This window comes from Tritonibacter litoralis (assembly GCF_009496005.1).
Lineage (GTDB): Bacteria > Pseudomonadota > Alphaproteobacteria > Rhodobacterales > Rhodobacteraceae > Epibacterium > Epibacterium litoralis.
This window is the reverse complement of record NZ_WIBF01000006.1, coordinates 128941-145626: the sequence shown is the minus strand read 5'-3', so window position 1 is coordinate 145626 and position 16686 is coordinate 128941. Positions and strand designations below refer to the sequence as shown.

General features: G+C 57.1%; 12 protein-coding genes and 1 tRNA gene. 4 read left to right on the top strand and 9 right to left on the bottom strand.

Annotation, left to right across the window (positions count from 1 at the left end; translation table 11 throughout):
• Positions 1-34: 34 nt before the first annotated feature.
• The 5 genes from GFB49_RS11520 to GFB49_RS11500 all read right to left on the bottom strand — a co-directional run bounded on the left by GFB49_RS11520 (position 35) and on the right by GFB49_RS11500 (position 7414).
• A complete protein-coding gene (locus GFB49_RS11520) occupies positions 35-427 on the bottom strand; it encodes a hypothetical protein (RefSeq protein ID WP_153216022.1) in 393 nt (130 codons plus the stop codon).
• A 61-nt stretch (positions 428-488) separates the two neighbouring features.
• Positions 489-563 (bottom strand) — tRNA-Gln (locus GFB49_RS11515).
• A 204-nt stretch (positions 564-767) separates the two neighbouring features.
• Positions 768-2669, bottom strand: coding sequence for a methyl-accepting chemotaxis protein (locus tag GFB49_RS11510; RefSeq protein ID WP_153216021.1), 1902 nt, complete (start codon positions 2667-2669; stop codon positions 768-770).
• A 405-nt stretch (positions 2670-3074) separates the two neighbouring features.
• The gene (locus GFB49_RS11505; RefSeq protein ID WP_153216020.1) at positions 3075-4928 is read right to left on the bottom strand and encodes a methyl-accepting chemotaxis protein; all 1854 of its coding nucleotides are present in this window, start codon (positions 4926-4928) and stop codon (positions 3075-3077) included.
• A gap of 269 nt (positions 4929-5197) precedes the next feature.
• Complete coding sequence (locus tag GFB49_RS11500; RefSeq protein ID WP_153216019.1) at positions 5198-7414, bottom strand: NADP-dependent isocitrate dehydrogenase; 2217 nt, start codon at positions 7412-7414, stop codon at positions 5198-5200.
• Positions 7415-7883: 469 nt separating this feature from the next.
• Between GFB49_RS11500 and GFB49_RS11495 the strand changes: the two genes are divergently transcribed.
• Complete coding sequence (locus GFB49_RS11495) at positions 7884-9194, top strand: glycosyltransferase (RefSeq protein ID WP_153216018.1); 1311 nt, start codon at positions 7884-7886, stop codon at positions 9192-9194.
• A 50-nt stretch (positions 9195-9244) separates the two neighbouring features.
• Here the strand turns inward: GFB49_RS11495 and GFB49_RS11490 are convergent, their stop codons facing one another.
• The 4 genes from GFB49_RS11490 to GFB49_RS11475 form a co-directional block, all read right to left on the bottom strand.
• Positions 9245-9790, bottom strand: a complete 546-nt coding sequence (locus tag GFB49_RS11490; protein ID WP_153216017.1) for a hypothetical protein — start codon at positions 9788-9790, stop codon at positions 9245-9247.
• 170 nt (positions 9791-9960) lie between these two features.
• Complete coding sequence (locus GFB49_RS11485; protein ID WP_153216016.1) at positions 9961-11343, bottom strand: aspartate aminotransferase family protein; 1383 nt, start codon at positions 11341-11343, stop codon at positions 9961-9963.
• 34 nt (positions 11344-11377) lie between these two features.
• The gene (locus GFB49_RS11480; RefSeq protein ID WP_153216015.1) at positions 11378-12403 is read right to left on the bottom strand and encodes a histone deacetylase family protein; all 1026 of its coding nucleotides are present in this window, start codon (positions 12401-12403) and stop codon (positions 11378-11380) included.
• Between the two features lie 3 nt (positions 12404-12406).
• Positions 12407-13099, bottom strand: a complete 693-nt coding sequence (locus tag GFB49_RS11475) for a GntR family transcriptional regulator (RefSeq protein WP_153216014.1) — start codon at positions 13097-13099, stop codon at positions 12407-12409.
• 125 nt (positions 13100-13224) lie between these two features.
• Here GFB49_RS11475 and GFB49_RS11470 point away from each other — a divergent pair, with 125 nt between their 5' ends.
• From GFB49_RS11470 to GFB49_RS11460, 3 genes are all read left to right on the top strand, one after another.
• Complete coding sequence (locus GFB49_RS11470; RefSeq protein WP_153216013.1) at positions 13225-13989, top strand: class II aldolase/adducin family protein; 765 nt, start codon at positions 13225-13227, stop codon at positions 13987-13989.
• Between the two features lie 80 nt (positions 13990-14069).
• Entirely contained in the window at positions 14070-15617 is a 1548-nt protein-coding gene (locus GFB49_RS11465) for an ABC transporter substrate-binding protein (protein WP_153216012.1), read from the top strand.
• Positions 15618-15686: 69 nt separating this feature from the next.
• Positions 15687-16664, top strand: coding sequence for an ABC transporter permease (locus GFB49_RS11460; RefSeq protein WP_153216011.1), 978 nt, complete (start codon positions 15687-15689; stop codon positions 16662-16664).
• Positions 16665-16686: the final 22 nt, after the last annotated feature.

Here is a 16686-nt window from a genome sequence, read left to right as displayed (position 1 = left end):
CCCCGATCATTAACGACTCCCAATTATTAGACCCTCAGCCCTGAAATCTATCTTTGGTTGCTTTTCCAATAATGATACACGCAAAAACTGTCAGTGCAATAGCCGCCGAAACCACACTAAAGCAAATGGCTACCCTATCGGGTTGAGCAAAAAAATGGCTCATCCAGAGGGTTTTTCCGGCCTCAACTACTGTGTTGATGATGCCAAGCAATTGCACACCGCCAATGGAAAAAGAAACCGCCAACAACAACCAATCAATGGAACGTTCACAGCGGCTCGGGTTTCGATTGTATCTCGGTCTTAATCCTCGGTCATCCATTTGCACCATCCACTGATTGCCAAAATGTTGCGGGATTTGTTGCGGGAAATGTTGCGGGATAAGGATGTTGCGGTCAAGTGGCCAAATCCAGCCCCACAGGTAAGTCATTGTTTTTGCTTCTTTAAAGCAAAAAAACCCGATACGGTGCGTATCGGGGGGCGGGTAAAATTGGCTGGGATGGTAGGATTCGAACCTACGGTACACTGTACCAAAAACAGTTGCCTTACCACTTGGCTACATCCCAGCGCTTGTGAGGGGCGTTCTAATGCTTGTGCGGGGGGCGTGCAAGCACTTTTTTGCAAAAATGTAATCTTCGCTCGATAAAAAATTCAACTCCTAAAATGTATATAAATCATTAACTTAGGGGCAGGCTCTTAGGGTTTGAGCAAGAAAAAAGGCCAACCCGTTTGGGTCGGCCTTCTGTGATGTTCCGTGAAACGCAGGACGGTTAAAAGTCCTGCCACATGTCCCGGCCATTGGCGACAGCAGCGGGTTTGGGAGCGGCGGGCGCATCGGCTTCGGCGTTCCATTCGTCCATCCCATCCCCATGGGCAGTCGGGGCAGTTGGGGCTGCGGCCTGTGCGTTGGAAGATCTGAGCGTTGCAACGGAGCCTTTGCCGATCTCAAAGTGGGCCACCAATTGCCCCAGCTTCCCCGCGTCCGAATTCAGCATATGGCCTGCGGCCGTTGCTTCTTCGACCATAGCCGCGTTTTGTTGGGTGACCTGATCCAGCTGCGTCATGCCTGTGTTGATTTCCGCCAGACCGGTCGACTGTTCTGCCGCGCCTTCGGCAATGGCCGAGATGAGGGTCGAGATATGGCTGACCCGATCCACAATCTGCTCCAGCGCTTCACCGGCTTTGCCAACCAGATCCACCCCACGTTCAACCTGTTCCGAACTGTCAGAGATCAGCTTTTTGATCTCCATCGCCGCGTCCGAGGAGCGCTGTGCCAGGCCGCGCACTTCCGAGGCCACAACCGCAAAGCCGCGGCCTGCGTCGCCTGCCCGCGCCGCCTCAACACCCGCGTTCAGGGCCAAGAGGTTGGTTTGGAAGGCAATATCGTCAATCACGCCAATGATTTGTGAGATATGGCTGGAACTGCGCTCGATCTCGGTCATGGCCGACACCGCGTTCTGCACCACTTGACCGCTGTTTTCGGCTTGCTGACGGGCCTCCTGCATCGTGGTTTCGACGCTGCGGGCACTATCTGCGGCAGAGCGCACGCTGGCGGTCATCTCTTCCAAGGCAGCAGCGGTCTGCTCCAGTGTTGCTGCCTGGCTTTCGGTCCGGTGGGACAGGTCATCCGAGGATTGGTTGATCTCATTGGCCCCATTGCGGATGCTGCTGGATACATCGATGACCTGGGAAATTGTGCTTTGCAGCTGATCGATCGTGGTGTTGAAGTCCTGGCGTAGCTGTTCATATTCCTGTGGGAAATTGGCGTGGATCTTGGTGTCCAGATTGCCGCGCGACAGCTTCCCCAGATGGGTGCGCAATTGCTCCACCACCTCGGTGCGTAGCTGTTCTTCTTCTTTTTGCTTTTCTTCCAACCCGCTCTGATGCATCAGGTTTTTGCGCAAGACATCGGTTGTGCGGGCCATGGCACCCAATTCGTTTTGCAGCCCCATACCAGGAATGGCCGTGGTCTCATCCCCCTCAGCAAGCTTTTTCATCCGCGTGTTCAGCGCAGACAGCGGACGTGTGATGGTGCGGGTCAGGACAACGCTGATCGCCAACAGAACCAGCAACGCCCCGCCCAAAGAGATCAGAGCAGTCCGTCGTTGCGCAGCCAATTGGCTTTTGATGTCATTCAGATAGGTGCCTGCCGCAACCGCCCAATTCCAGGCGTCAAAGTTGATGACATAGCTTAGCTTCTCTTCCAAAGCGTCGCCAGCACCAGGGCGATTGAACCAATACGTCAGCTCGCCTTGGCCCTTGGTTTTGGCAATTTTGACCAGCTCTCTCACGATGAAGATGCCGGTTTTGTCTTGGACGTCGGACTTATCCGTGCCGATCCATTCGGGACGCGGTCGGATCGCTTTGGTGATGTGGTTGTGATCATAGGCAAAGAAGTACCCCTGATCGCCGAATTTCAGTTTCTCCAGCTCAAAACGGCCTTGGAGCTGCGCGTCTGCAAGGGAGATTTCACCTGATTTCACTTGCTTGTCTAAATCGTCAAGCGTGCTGATTGCGGTTTCAACCAGCGTGCGCAGCTCGTCTCGGCGCAAGTCATAGGCAAATTCTGCAGATCGGTTGAGCAAAAAGAAGGTCAGCGCGGTCGCCATAGCAATCGCAAGGACGACAATTGCGTAAATGCGCGTTTGAAGGAGGCGAATGAAGTTAGGCATCTCTAAAACGTTCCTTTGACTGGACGTATCTCGTTTCAAATTCCCGCAAAGCGGCGCGCGGGGTCACTGATCCCTAACCGTTCAGAAGTTAATTCATCGAAAAACCGAAAAGCGCCCGCAAACGGGCAATGTTCTCAGGTGAATTCATGCAAGTATCTGTAAATAAACAAAATAATACCGTTGCGTGGTCCTGCAGCTTTGGGGTTGAGTAACGTTTTTTTGCCTTTTCACATGTTTGTGATTGAGTTTGAGAGAGCTTCGCCGGAAAGCAAGCTGTCGCAACGCTTCGAAACGCCATCCAGGTCACGTAAGTTTGGATTCGATGAATTTTTTTTTTACGAAAAAACGACCGCTGTAACAGCGATCGTTTTCTGTATTGCGTAGAGTTGCGCTTTAAGGTGGTCCTTAGAAATCCTGCCAGGCTTTCCCGCCAGATGCAGCCACCGGAGCCATCTCCTCACTGATGTCGCCATGCGCCGACGGCGCTGCAGCTGGTGTGCTGCGCGGCATTGGAGTAACCGATCCATTGCCCGTGTTGAAGTAAGCCACCAATTCGGCCAGTTTCCCGGCGTCCGTGTTCAGCATGTGACCGGCAGCTGTTGCCTGTTCAACCATGGCAGCGTTCTGCTGGGTCACCTGATCCAATTGGGTCATGCCGGTATTGATCTCAGCAAGTCCAGTGGATTGCTCGGCGGCACCTTCGGCGATGTTGGAGATCAGGGTCGAGATATGGCTGACGCGATCAACGATCTGCTCCAGCGCTTCTCCCGCTTTGCCGACCAGATCCACGCCACGTTCCACTTGTTGCGAACTGTCAGAGATCAGTTTTTTGATCTCCATCGCCGCATCCGAGGAGCGTTGCGCCAGTGCACGAACTTCAGAAGCAACCACCGCAAAGCCGCGGCCTGCTTCACCAGCGCGCGCGGCCTCAACACCGGCGTTCAAAGCCAAGAGGTTGGTTTGGAATGCGATGTCATCAATCACGCTGATGATCTGCGCAATATGGCTGGAGCTTTGTTCGATCTCGGTCATCGCCGACACCGCATTGCGCACCACGTCGCCACTGGTTTCCGCCTGTGCTCGCGCCTCTCCCATAGTGGTTTCCACACCACGGGCACCTTCTGCGGCCGAGCGTACACTGGTCGTCAGTTCATCCAGCGCCGCTGCCGTTTCTTCCAGAGTTGCGGCCTGGCTTTCGGTGCGATGTGACAGGTCATCCGATGCTTGGCTGATTTCAGAGGCGCCACTGCGGATTGATGCAGCAGCGTCCACAACCTGCGAAATGGTCTCTTGTAGTTGATCCAGCGTCTTGTTGAAGTCCTGGCGCAGCTGCTCGTATTGCTGTGGGAAACTCTCAGCGATCTTGATGTCCAGGTCGCCATTGGACATCTTTGCCAAGTGGCTACTAAGCACATCGATGACCTGAGAGATTTCTTTTGATTGAACCTGCTGCTCCACCTCAAGCTCTTTTTGGCGATGCAGCCCATCCCGGAATACGGATAACGAGCGGGACATGTCGCCCAATTCGCTTTTGTAGGTGCCAAACGGGATTTCAGAGTCGATGTCGCCCTCGGTCAGGGTTGTCATGCGTTTCTTGAGACCATCTAGCGGTTTGATCACACTGCGCGAACAGAGATAGGCTACGGCGATCACCAAGGCCAAACCGATCGAAAACACGATCAACTGATTGGTTCGCATGGTCGCCAATGTGTCTTCAACGTCATTTACATAAGTGCCGGTTCCGATCACCCAACCCCAAGGTTCGAACAGATGCACATAACCCATCTTGGGCTCAGGGATGTCGGTGTTGGGCTTGTTGAACCAATAAGTCAGCTTGCCTTCACCTTGTTCTGAGACGATGCGGTTCATCTCAATGAAGATAGGAAGGCCGTTGACGTCTTTTATATCAGATTTGTCTTCGCCGATCCATTGGGGACGGAACGGGTGGACAATCATGTGGTTTTGCCGGTCAAAGACAAAAAAGTAGCCAGAGCCTTCGTACCGAAGCGAAGTGATGGCGGCTTGCCCTTGGGCCTGGGCCGCTTCGGGCGTCAATTCGCCTGCTTGAACCTTGGTTTCCAGATCCGCCAACAGGCTGGCGGCTGTTTCAGTGAGGCGTGCCAGCTCTTGTTCACGCATATCAAAGGCTGCGGCACGAACTTGTTTGTCCACGATAACGCTCATGGCGATTGTCAAAAGGAGAGCCAGAGCAGCGCCTGCGTAGATGCGCAGGGACAATTTATGCATAAATGCGGGCATTCTTTACGAGTCCTAACTGGTCGAAAGTAGAATGGTTACAGTCAGTACCTTGGTAGGACGGGGAGTGTTAACGAGGTGTTTCGCCTGTTTCCTCTATTTGAATGTTTTCTGTAGTCGAAATGAAGCTTTAGGTTGATACCGCAAAAGATGCATAAAAAAATCACCTATAAAGTGCCGTTTTTAAAAGGAAATATTCAAGAATCAAGAAATCTCACCCGGGGTCGGGTGAGATTCCAAAAGTTTGTATAAGATTTTTCCGGCTTCGGAACTTATCCAATAATGCCATTCAATGTGGCACTTGGGCGCATGACTTCAGCCTTCTTCTCAACCGAAGGGCGGTAGTAACCACCGATATCAGCTGCTTTGCCTTGTGCGGCTGCCAATTCTGCCAGAATCGCTTCTTCACCCTCTGCTAGGGCTTTGGCGATTGGGGCAAAATGAGCGGCCAGTTCTGCGTCCTCACCCTGTGCGGCCAGTGCTTCGGCCCAGTAGCGGGCGAACCAGTAATGGCTGTCACGGTTGTCCGGCTGGCCAACCTTGCGCGAGGGCGATTTGTTGTTGTCCAGGATGCCTTGGGTGGCAACCTCGGCTGCAGTGCCCAGAACGCCCGCTTTGGCGTTGCCTTTGACATCAGCCAGGAAGTTCAGGCTTTCGCCAAGAGCGCAGAATTCACCCATGGAATCCCAGCGCAGGTGGTTTTCTTCAACCAGCTGCTGCACGTGTTTCGGAGCCGAACCACCCGCACCGGTTTCAAACAGACCGCCGCCCTGCATCAGTTTCACGATGGACAGCATCTTGGCCGAGGTGCCCAGTTCCAGGATCGGGAACAGGTCGGTCAGATAGTCGCGCAGCACGTTGCCGGTGATGGCGATGCTGTCGTTGCCTGCGGTGATGGTTTTCAACGACTGAGCCGTTGCTTCACGCGGGGCGAGGATCTGGAACAGATCCGCCTTGCCCGCGGCTTCGAGGGCAGGGGTGACGTATTTGATCAGCTCTGCATCATGGGCGCGGTTTGCGTCCAGCCAGAAAATTGCCTCGGAACCGGTCAGACGCTGACGGTCCAGTGCCAGTTCGATCCAGTTCTCGATCGGGGCTTTCTTTACGGTGCAGGACCGCCAAATGTCGCCAGCCTCAACCGCGTGGCTGTGCAGGGTCTCGCCATTGGCCAGAACGATGCGGATTGCACCATCTGCAGGCGCTTCAAAAGTGGTCGGGTGAGAGCCGTATTCCTCGGCCTTCTGGGCCATCAGACCAACGTTTGCAACCGAACCCGCTTTGGTCACGTCCAGCGCGCCATTGGCTTTGAAGAAATTGATGCTTTCGTCATAGACGGTGGAATAGCAGCGGTCGGGGATCACACAGTTGGTGTCGCCCTTGTTGCCTGCTTCATCCCAGCCTTTGCCGCCGGCGCGGATCACGGCTGGCATCGATGCGTCGATGATCACATCAGACGGCACGTGCAGGTTGGTGATGCCCTTGTCGCTGTCGACCATATACATGGACGGACGGTCCAGGGCCGCGATCTCCGCCTTGATGGCGTCGGCATTGTCCAGCGTGTCGATGGCCGCCAGAACCGCGCCCAGGCCAGAGTTTGCAGAGCCGCCTGCTGCGGTGATTGCGTCACCATGGGCTTCCCAAACCGGGCCAAGCCAGGCTTTGACCGCGTGGCCAAAGATGATCGGGTCCGAGACCTTCATCATGGTCGCTTTCATGTGCAGCGAGAACATGGTGCCGTCGGCTTTGGTGTCTTCGATGGCCTCTGCCAGGAAAGCAGCCAGCGCTTTGGCCGACATGAAGGTCGCATCCGCAACGGTGCCTTCCGCCAGCGGATAGACGTCCTTCAGAACGGTGACAGAGCCGTCGGCCGCAACAAATTCGATTTTTGCGTCACCCGCTTGTGCGGCGGTGATGGTCGCGGACTTCTCGTTCGCATAAAAATCATCGCCGGGCATGGAGGACACTTTGGTCTTGCTTGCCGCGTCCCAGGTCCCCATCGAATGCGGATTGTTCTGGGCGTAGTTCTTCACCGCTTTGGCCGAACGACGGTCCGAGTTGCCTTCGCGCAGCACCGGGTTCACAGCCGAACCTTTGATGGCGTCGTAGCGGGCCTGGATCTCTTTCTCTTCATCAGAGGCGGGATCTTCCGGGTAGTTCGGAATGTCGTAACCCTGTGCCTGCAGTTCGGTGATCGCCGCAACCAGCTGCGGCACGGATGCAGAGATGTTCGGCAGTTTGATAACGTTGGCGTCAGCGGTTTTCACCAGCTCACCCAATGCGGCCAGATCGTCATCCTGACGCTGTGCGTCGGTCAGCTTCTCCGGAAAGGTCGCAATGATTCGGCCCGCGAGGGAGATATCCTTGGTGCCAACGGAAACACCCGCTGCCGCCGCAAAGGTGCGGATGATTGGCAAGAACGAAGCGGAGGCCAGTTCAGGCGCTTCGTCTACAATGGTATACAAAATATCGGGGTTCGAAGTGTCTGTCATGTTCCATACCCTTTCAGCGATAACGGAGGTGGTTGGACGGGGCACGGGCAAAACCCGCGCTGTGGAAGAAATGCGCCAGCTGGATTCAGGAGGGAAAACCCCTTGTCTTCGGCGGCTGTCATGGCCCCCGTGTAAATCAGACGCGGCTTTCGTGCAATTCTTAGCTGCATATTTCTGTAAGTCACAGTGACGCGCATGCGTCCCGGGCCTTTGTCCTGACCATTTTCCTGTGGGATTGGGGCCAGCATAAAGGGGTCCAAGCGGGGCATTGCGTCCAAAAAACGGGAATATCGAATAGGGTCCTCTCCTTATGGGCGGGATATTCATACTTTGCCGTCATTTAATGCGTAGAATTTTCACGGTACGCCTGTGTTCTATGGGACGTATGCATAGAATTTCGGCTAGAGTGGTAAAAGGTTCTGAGCAGCGGGCGCGGCGTTTTATGCCCGTCACGGGTGGAGAGTGCATTATGACTGACAGACAGGGGGCGAGCCGTGAAGGGCGATTGCTGATCTATGCACCGGTGCCGTTGTTCCGTTTTGGCGGGGAGCTCTATGTGGAGCGGCAGGCGATCAACGGTTTGCGCCTGTGGGCCAGCCACTTTGACCACGTCACCGCCATGATGCCCGTAGAAGAGGCGCCGCCACCTGCGGGTTGGTTGCCCGCAGCAGAATTCCAAGAGGAGCTGGAGCGTGTGCGCTTTGAACCCTTGCCGACGGCCTATCGTCCGGACCAGTTTCTGCGCTGCCTCCGCAGCACCCGCCGCCAGATCGCGGATCTGATCAGACAGGCAGAGTATCTCAGTTTTGCTATTGGCGGCCTGTTTGGTGACTGGGGCGCGGTTGCCGGGTTTGAGGCGCGCCGTCAGGGGCGTCGGTTTGCGGTCTGGACGGACCGTGTCGAATCCGAGGTGATGCGCCAGGACCTCAAGGATCCGGACCGGCGCAACCGCTGGCGCGCCCGGCTTTATTATCGCCCGATGGTCTGGCTGGAACATAAGGTGGTGTCGATGGCGGCGCTTGGCCTGTTCCATGGCAAAGACACGTTTGACGCCTACAGCCCCTCTAGCAGCAATCCGCATCTGGTGCATGATATTCACATCCGGGCCGAAGATCATATTTCCGCCAGCCGTCTGGACGAGAAGATCAAAACCGCAGATGCAGGCCCCATACAGATCGTCTATGCCGGACGTGCCGACGCCATGAAAGGGCCGCTGGATTGGATTGCCGTGCTTGAGCGGCTGCAAGTCATGGGGGTGGATTTCCGCGCAACCTGGCTGGGTGCGGGCGAAGAGCTTGACCAGATGCGCACCCGCATCCACCGCGCCGGACTGTCAGATCAGGTGTTTTTGCCCGGATTTGTCTCGGCCCATGACCAAGTGTTGGAGGCGCTGCGCAGTGCACATGTCTTTATGTTCTGCCACAAAACCCCCGAAAGCCCGCGTTGCCTGATCGAGGCGCTCAGCAATGGAACACCGATTGTCGGATACGACAGCTCCTATGCTCAGGATCTGATTTCGGCCCATGCGGGCGGGGTTTTGGTGCCCCGCGATGATGTGGAACTGCTGACCTATGAAATTGCCAATCTGGCCGCGGATCGGGCGCGTATGGCGCGTTTGATCGGTCAGGCCCGTGCCGATGGGCTGCCGTTCACGGATGAAAACGTCTTTGAACACCGCTCGCATCTGATCAAGGAACAGCTAAAGCCAGACACGCCCGGTGCGGGCCGTCTGAGGGCGCGCTGGGGGGACAGCCTGGCGGGACCTTCTTCGCAATCGTAACGTCCCAGACAGTGCGTGGCGGCCCAAACCCGTGGGGCCTGAAACCGTACCTACTGCAGTCGTTGCGAGGGCTGTTTATGGCGTAACGGGGGCAGCGCCAGCGCCAATTCCCGGATCCACATCATGGCGCGGGCTGTGTCATTGCCTTCGCACAGCATCATCAATTCCAACTCCGCCCGTTCCAGACGTCCCCGCCGCACCATCATCAATGCGTCCATCAGGCGACGTTCGTGTTCGGTCAAAATGGCGGAACATTTCTCGCAATTGGGTGAGTTGTAGTGAAAACCAGAACGCCGGGACCGGCGCACCGCATCCAGAACCCGCGCGACCAGGGAAGCAATCGCAGGGCCGTTTTTATAATCAAAATGGGCTTCGGCCAAAGAAAACGCCGTCATCCAGGCCTGCGAGGCAGGCATGGTGAACGCGCAAAACAAATGGCGGGCCACTTGAAGGCAGGTGACCTCATCCTGATCCGCACCCGAGGTCGCAATGGGGCGTTCTTTGGCCGATGGGGCGCGGGTGCAAGACTTGGGGAACTGCACCTTGGGTCGGCCGGTTGGGATATGCGTGCGCTCGATTTTCTTTGGGGATTTCATGCTCGGCCCTCTGGGATCACCACGATTTCAGGAATGAAGCCGGGCTGAATCGAGAGGGCGATGCGGCTGGGTTTTTATTTCCTACTAAAATACTAGGCTTTTAGCAAGACCGTTTGCCGACGTAAAGAGCGAAGCGGCCAAGCCAAGGCGTGGCCGCTTGCATTTTATGGTTACATTGCGCCTGTTTCGCGGGCCCAATCGGCCGCTTGATCCAAGGCCTGGGTCAGGCGGGCAAAGATGATCTCCACATCTTCTTCGGTGATCATCAACGGCGGGCAGAGCGCGACGGTTTCATAGATATTGCGGCAGATCAGCCCGGCCTCTTGGGCGTGTTTGACCACCCGCGCCGCCATGGAGCCTGCAGGTTCAAACGCGGCTTTAGTCTCTTTATCTGCCACCAGCTCCAAACCACCGATCAAGCCAACGCCACGGGCCTCACCCACCAGCGGGTGGCTGGCCAGTGCTTGCAGCTTCTCTTGAAACAGCGGCGCAAGACGCGCAGCATTGCCCATCAGATCCCGCTCTTCCAGGATCGCAAGGTTCTCTAGGGCCACCGCACAGGACACAGGGTGCCCCGAGGTGGTGTAACCATGGCCAAAGGTGCCCAGCTTGGCGGTGTTGTCGGCAATGGCGTTATAGACCTTGTCGTTCATCATAATCGCGGCCAGCGGCATATAAGAGGAGGTCAGCTGTTTGGACACAACCATGATGTCGGGCACAAACCCGTATTTCTCGCAGCCAAAGCGCGCGCCCAGGCGGCCAAACCCGTTGATAACCTCGTCCGAGACCAGCAGGATATCGTATTTGGCGCAGATCTCTGCGACGCCGGGCCAGTACCCTTGGGGCGGGGTTATGACACCACCGGCCCCCATCACCGGCTCACCAATAAAGGCGGCAATGGTGTCGGGCCCCTCTGCCACAATGGTCTCTTCCAGCTCTGTCAGTAGGCGAGCGGTGAATTCTGCCTCGGTCTCGCCTTCTGCGCCATTGCGCCAGAAATGCGGGCAGGTCAGATGGGTGACCGGAATGATCGGCAGATCAAAATCCCGGTGGTTGCCGGGCAGGCCGGTCAAGGAACCCGACGCAACGGTGATCCCATGATAGGCTTTGGTGCGCGACAGAAACTTCTTCTTTTCGGGTCGACCCAGGGCGTTGTTCATGAACCAGACCATCTTGATCACGGTGTCATTGGCTTCGGATCCCGAATTGGTGAAAAACGCGCGGTTCAACCCGTCTGGCGTCATCTCGGCCAGTTTCTCGGCCAGGCGGATGGCGGGTTCATTCGCCTTATGCGCAAAGGAATGGTAATAGGGCAGCTCTTCCATCTGCTTCATCGCAGCTTCGCGCAGGCGCGGTTCCGAAAACCCAACGGCCACAGACCACAGGCCCGCCAGCCCTTCGATGTATTCCTTGCCCTCGCTGTCATACACCCGCGCGCCATCGCCGCGTGTCATGATCAGCGGGCCCTGTTCTTCGTGCAGGCGGGCGTTGGTGTAGGGGTGGATCGAATGCGCCACATCAGCGGCATGCAGAGAGTTGGAAAGTGTGCTCATGGTCGTATGGCTCCACAAAAGGAAGAAAGAGAGATCAGGCGCGGTCCAGCATGCCTGACAGGAAGGAGACGAGGGACGTGGTCAAATCATCAGACAGATACCCCCCCTCTTGGATCAAAACGGTGGGCAGCCCGGTGGCCGCGATGGCGGCACCGGCACGGCGGAACCCGTCCCAAGACACTTGCATCCCATCCAACGGGTCATTTTCATGGGCGTCCAACCCCAGGGGCACCACCAAAACATCCGGTTCAAAGGCTGCGATCCGCTCTAACCCCTGGGTCACCGCAGCCATCCAGACGTCATCGGAGGTTGTGCGGGGCAGGGGGAGGTTCAGGTTGAACCCGTCGCCAGCGCCGTTGCCTGTTTCATGGGCATGACCGACGTAGAACGGGTAGTAATCAGAAGGGTCCGCATGGATCGACACGGTCAGCACATCGTCGCGGTCATAGAAAATCGCCTGGGTGCCATTGCCGTGGTGCACGTCAATATCCAGCGTCGCCACACGAGGCTTGGTCTGGCGCAGGCGCTCCACGGCGATGGCGGAAATATTCATCAAACAGTGGCCTGCCACAACATCGGCGCTGCTGTGATGTCCCGGCGGGCGGGTCAGCGCATAGGCAACCGGCGCACCATCCGCGACCGCATCGGCCGCAGCCACGGCGCAATCCGCGGCTCGACAGGTGGCGTTCCACGAATGGGGTCCCACCGGGGCAGAGGCATCGCCCATATGCCAGCCCGCGCGCCCCAGAATGCTGTCGGGATAGGTTGCGATATTTTTGTCAGGTGACAGGTTTGGAATGATCTCTTCGGACGCGCCCGGCAGCTTTTGCCAGGCCTCCCATCCGGTTTCCAGAAACGCCAGCAGCTCGGGCGTGTGCACAGCCTCATAGGCGCTGCGCGGCGCTTGGGGGGGCTCTGTGGTTTCAAACCCCATCTGTTTCAGACCCGCCAACAGCAATTCGGCCCGCTTGGGCAGCTCTGCATTGCTGCTGGGGCGGCCATGGGTCAGGCGGAACTGGGGATTATGCTGTTCGGTTTCTGGCGCATAAAAGCATTTCATCTGTCACTTGTCCTCAAGAAGGCGGAATTGCTGGGTCACCAGACGCTGGGCTTCCCCGATGTGATATTCAATTGCGGCAACGACTCCCGGCTCATCACGCGCGGCCAGCGCCTCAAGAATGGGCACATGGGTCTCGGCAATCCATTCGGGATCGCCATAAAGCGTGCCGATCACCACAATGCTCAGCTCGGTTTCGCGGGCGATCTGGTCAAAGATCTTCAGAAACCGGGGATTTCCCGAGGCCAGGATCATGCGGCGGTGGAACTCCATGTCCGCTTCGACCTGCACATGCATATCCGTTTCAATGTTTGAGACGGCTTTCAGCGTCTCATATTGCTCTCGCAGCCCATCCAGCAGCGCATCATCACCATGCCGCAGCACCCGACGTGCGGCGGCGACCTCGATTGCGATCCGCAGATCATAAAGGTCATCCAGCTGCTGCGCCGAGATTTTGCGCACAAAAAAGCCCCGGTTGGGCTGATAGGCCACAAGGCCCGAGCTTTCCAATAGCCGTGCGGCCTCCCGCACAGGGGCGCGGCTTAGGCCCATTTCGCGGGCAATTACCGATTCCGACAGACGATCACCGGGCTTCATCTGCCCTTTGATGATCGCATCGCTCAGCAAATTGGCGACACGTTCGACCAAGCCATCCCGGTCAATGGGCTGAAATTTGGCGGAATTCTCCGATGTCTTCATTCTCTGATCACTCTTCGCGCAGGCTTGAGGCAAGAATATCGCTCACTTTGTCGATTGTCGACAATTTCTTGACATGAATCAAAGCGCACCCCCTAATGACGGCAACAGCAAGGAAAGGAGCAGGGATGCTCGACCATAAATCCGACATCGAAACCCTGCGCCGTGATCTGGCGGCGGCCTATCAATTGATCGCCCATCTGGGTATGGACGACGGGATCTACACCCATATCTCAGCCCGGCTGCCCGACGGTCCTGATGGCGCGCGCCGCTTTTTGCTGAACCCTTTTGGACTGCGCTTTGACGAGGTCACGGCCTCCAATCTGGTCACCGTGGATGAAACCGGAGCCGTTGTGGATGACCCCTACGGGGCTGGTGTCAACGCGGCGGGCTTTACCATTCACTCGGCGGTTCACATGGCGCGCCATGATGCGGTCTGTGTGCTGCACACCCATACCGAAGCAGGTGTTGCCGTGTCTTCGGTCAAAGAGGGGCTCTTGTCCCTCAATCAATGGTCCGCACAGTTTCACAACCGGATCGCCTTTCACGCCTATGAAGGGATTGCCCTCAATCTGGATGAACGGGCCCGGATTGTGGCGGACCTTGGCGATAAATTCATCATGTTCTTGCGCAATCACGGCACTCTGGTGCTGGGCCGATCCATTGCTGAGGCGGTGAAATACACCATCAATCTGGAGCGGTCCTGCAAGGCGCAGATCGCAGCCCTTGGCATGGGGCTGACGCCGGATGTGCTGCCGGACGATGTGGCCGAACACACCGCAGGACAATACGCCCGCTCTTATGACGCGGTTGAGCTCAACGGCGCGTCGGATCCTGAATGGGAGGCGATTTTGCGGCTCCTCAGACGAAAGGCACCTGCATTCGAACAGTAATTTACCCAAAGCAACACTTCACCGAAGACAATGACCACGGAAAACCGCGGCGCTCTTATCCAACAACGACAGGGAAAATGATGAACTATCTTAAAGCGACGACTTTTCTTATAGCCGCCGCCCTGGCTGGCACCGCATTGGCAGCCGAAACCGGGGGCCGTCTGGACATTGTAGTACAGCCTGAACCGCCGGGGTTGATGTTGGGTCTGGTGCAAAACGGCCCAACCCAATTGGTGGCGGGCGACATTTACGAAAGCCTTCTGCGCTATAACACCGATCTGGAGCCACAGCCCAGCCTAGCGAAATCCTGGACCATTTCTGATGACGGGTTGGTTTATACGTTTACACTGCAAGACGGTGTGAAATGGCACGATGGAACAGCGTTTTCTGCCGATGACGTGGTGTTCTCGGCCGATGTGTTCCTGCGCGAAACCCACGCCCGCCTGCGTTCATCGCTGAAATATGTCGACAGCATCACGGCCCCCGATGCGCAAACCGTGGTCTTTACGCTCAACGAACCCTTTGGCCCCTTCATCTCGATCTTTGAGACGGGCACCATGCCGATTGTGCCCAAACACATCTATGAGGGCACGGATTACGCCAACAACCCGGCCAATGCGACGCCGATCGGCACCGGCCCGTTCAAGTTCTCGGCCTGGGAAAAGGGCAGCTATATCCATCTGGTCAAGAACGAGGATTACTATCTCGACGGGCTGCCCAAACTGGATGAGGTGTTCTACCGCGTGATCCCAGATGCCGCCGCCCGCGCCGTGGCCTTTGAAACCGGTGAGGTGGACGTTCTGCCGGGGGGATCCGTGGAAAACTGGGATGTGCCGCGTCTGACGGCGATGGAGGGTGTCTGTTCCACCGGCAAGGGCTGGGAATTCTTTGCCCCGCACGCCTGGATGTGGCTGAACAACCGCGAAGGTCCTACCGCGGACAAACGCTTCCGTCAGGCCGTGATGTACGCCATGGACCGCGAATTTGTGCGCGATGTGGTCTGGAACGGCTTTGGCAAAGTGCCCACCGGACCGGTGTCCTCCAAAACCAATTTCTACACGGATGATGTGAACATCTACGAGCATGATCCCGCCAAGGCCAAAGCGTTGTTGGACGAGATGGGATACAACGGCGAGCCAGTGCGCCTGTTGCCCTTGCCATATGGTGAGACCTGGCAGCGCTGGGCCGAAGCGGTGCGCCAGAACCTCTCGGAGGTTGGGATCAAGATTGAGATTGATGCAACGGATGTGGCCGGCTGGAATGAGAAGACCGCCCAATGGGATTATGACATGGCGTTCACCTATCTCTACCAATACGGCGATCCGGCGCTGGGCGTATCGCGGACCTATGTGGCGTCCAATATCGCCAAAGGGTCACCGTGGAACAATGTCCAAGGCTACGTGAACGAAGGGCTTGACGCCAAATGGGATGCGGCTGCGGTGATGGCGGACCCATCCGCGCGCGCCGACGCCTATGTCGACATCCAAAAGACCATTGTTGACGATGTGCCGGTGGCCTGGCTCCTCGAGCTTGAATTCCCGACCATCTACCGCTGCGACGTCCAGGATCTGGTGACAACAGCCATCGGGATCAACGACGGCCTGCGCGACGCCTGGCTCGAGAAGTAAGCTCGTCGTTGGCCCGCCTCTCCCGCGCGGGCCAACCCAATTCTAAATATCAAAGGAGGAATGCCGCCCATGGCTGCCCTCACCCAAGTGTTTGGCCGTTTGCTCAAGGCGGTTCTGACGCTGCTGGCCATTGCCGTCTTGAACTTCTTTCTGGTCCACGCCGCCCCCGGAGACCCAGCCGTGGTTCTGGCCGGGGAAGCGGGCGCTGCCGATGAGCAGATGATCGCCCAGCTGCGGGCGCGGTTTGGTCTGGATCAGCCGTTTCACGTGCAACTGTGGACCTATGTCTCCAATGTGCTGACGCTGGATCTTGGCTATTCCTTCCGCCAAGGGGCGCCGGTTCTGGATCTGATCCTGGATCGCCTGCCTGCCACACTGTTGCTGACGCTGTCGGCCTTTGTGATTTCGCTGACCTTTGGCATCGCATTGGGCGTGGCCGCCTCGGCACGGGTGGGCAAGGTTTCGGACAGTATCCTCACCACCTTTGCGCTCTTGTTTTATGCCACGCCGCTCTATTGGGCGGCGCTGATGGCGGTTCTGGTCTTTTCCGTACAACTCGGCTGGTTGCCGGGGTTTGGCTATGAAACCGTGGGCGCGGATTATTCGGGCCTGGCCCGTGTGCTGGACATCCTGAAACACCTGATCCTGCCTGCCGCAACGCTGGGGCTATTCTTTATGGCGGTCTATATGCGGATGACGCGCGCCTCGATGCTGGAGGTCAGCCAGATGGATTTTGTCCGCACCGCCAAGGCCAAAGGGTTGAGCGGCCCGGTCATCCGCCGCCGTCACATCCTGCGCAACGCGATCCTGCCGGTGGTGACATTGGCGGGGCTGCAAGCGGGCCAATTGATCGGCGGCGCGGTGCTGACAGAAACGGTTTTTGCCTGGCCCGGCATCGGACGGTTGATGTTCGAAAGCCTCGCCGCCCGTGATTACAACACCATCCTCGGCGTCTTTCTGGTGTCAGCCGCAATGGTGATTTTTTTCAATATTCTGACCGACGTGATCTACCGTCTGGTCGATCCAAGGATCGGAGCCCGCACATGATCCGCAGATTTTCCAAACACAA